The sequence below is a fragment of the Micromonospora sicca genome, assembly GCF_003172935.1.
GTDB classification, from domain to species: Bacteria; Actinomycetota; Actinomycetes; order Mycobacteriales; family Micromonosporaceae; genus Micromonospora; species Micromonospora sicca.
Genome location: NZ_QGKS01000045.1, coordinates 1 through 1,446 on the forward strand (window position 1 = coordinate 1; position 1,446 = coordinate 1,446).

1 protein-coding gene and 1 pseudogene are annotated in these 1,446 nt (G+C 66.8%); one reads left to right on the forward strand and one right to left on the reverse strand.

Annotated elements, in window-relative coordinates; translation table 11 throughout:
• Positions 1 to 287 precede the first annotated feature (287 nt).
• Positions 288 to 536, reverse strand: a pseudogene (locus DKT69_RS39335) (hypothetical protein); the annotation flags it as partial.
• A 303-nt stretch (positions 537 to 839) separates the two neighbouring features.
• On the opposite strand from DKT69_RS39335, the gene DKT69_RS00295 reads away from it, so the two are divergent.
• Positions 840 to 1,446, forward strand: a 607-nt coding sequence (locus tag DKT69_RS00295; protein WP_146230942.1) for a hypothetical protein, incomplete at its 3' end; no start/stop codon positions are given.

A 1,446-nucleotide genomic window follows, 5' to 3' on the forward strand; every position in this document is an offset into this window, starting at 1 on the left:
GGCGGGCACCAAAAAAGGCGGCACCGCTCATCGGTTCCGCCTTGACTTTGAGCTCCGTCTTGAATTTGGGCGCGCAGCACCCACTGCGGGGAAGTGGGACACGGAAACAGGTACCCGTCAAGAGCACCTTGGCGGCACTTGTGTAGGGCCCGATACGACTACAGCCCGGAGCGCTGGTCGCGCCGCTCGGGCTGTGGGCACACTCCACCTGACGTTGAATGTGTGATGCCATCCTCGGGCACGGGCGCATGGACGTCAACTCGGCGCGCTTGGCCGCTTGATGTCCCGATGCGAGCCGGGCCGCCCTTGGTGAGCCGGGTGATCCGCTCCACGTTGGCGGCCTGTGCCATGCGGTACCAGGTGGTTCCTCGACCTCTTCCGGGTACGTGGCGGCGAGGCAGAAGTCCGTGGAGCGAGTCGGCAGGGTTGGCGGAGCGGCGTGCCCAATCGCGTACCCGGGCCGCGGTGACGTCGGGGCCGAGCCGTTGGGCAATCTCGGCGGCGGTGCCGTACTCGTGACCATCGATCCAGATCATGCGTCCACCGTATTCGGGTTTCACAGGGCTACCGCAGGCACGAACAGGCACGAGTTCGGCCGGGCAGCGGACACGTGCCTGCGAATAGTCGGAATTATGCGCGGCTGAGGAAGTGTGATCCGAGGGTCACTCCGGGTCGTCAACGGACGCTGAAATCGGCTCGGGCACACTGTCCGACCCTCCGTATAACCTGCCGTCACACATGGACGCTCCCTCCGCTTGGCGGAGCCGGGTCGTCCCCTCAGTCTCCGAGGAGAAGACGTGAGGAAGTTCCTGTTCTCAGTCCTGGCCGGTGCGACCCTCGTGTTGGCGCTCGCCGGCCTCGCCGCAGCCCCGGCCCAGGCCGCCACAGGGGACGTGACGGTGTCGTCCCCCTGCTACGAGCCCGCCTACGGCAACAGCTGGGTGTACTGGACGGTCACCAATCACACCTCAGCCGACATCGAAGCCGCTATCACCAACGACACCGCCTCCCCGTATCCCCCGGTGTTCACGATCCCGGCCGGCGGCAGCGTCGTCCGGGAAACGATCGGCGGCTACAGCGTGGACGTCACGGTCGGAGGCGTGGTCGTCGCCTCTGCCTCGGTCTCACCCGACGCGCTCAAGGCATGCGGCACCACGACGGCGAGCTTCAACCTGATCATCGACTGCCGGCCCAGCCCGTACCAGGTCACGCTGCGGATCAAGAACGCGACCGACGGGGCCCGCCAGTACAAGCTGACGAAGCAGCGCGGCGAGGAGCTGACCGGCACCGCGCTGCCCGGCAATACCTACATCACGGAAGACTGGGTGAAGCCGACCGACCGCTGGAAGCTGGAGATCGCAGGGTACGGCTACGTCCGCGTGGTCAACGAGCCGGCGCTGTGCAACGCTCCATCGCCCACGGCGACCCCCTCCAGCACGCCTTCCC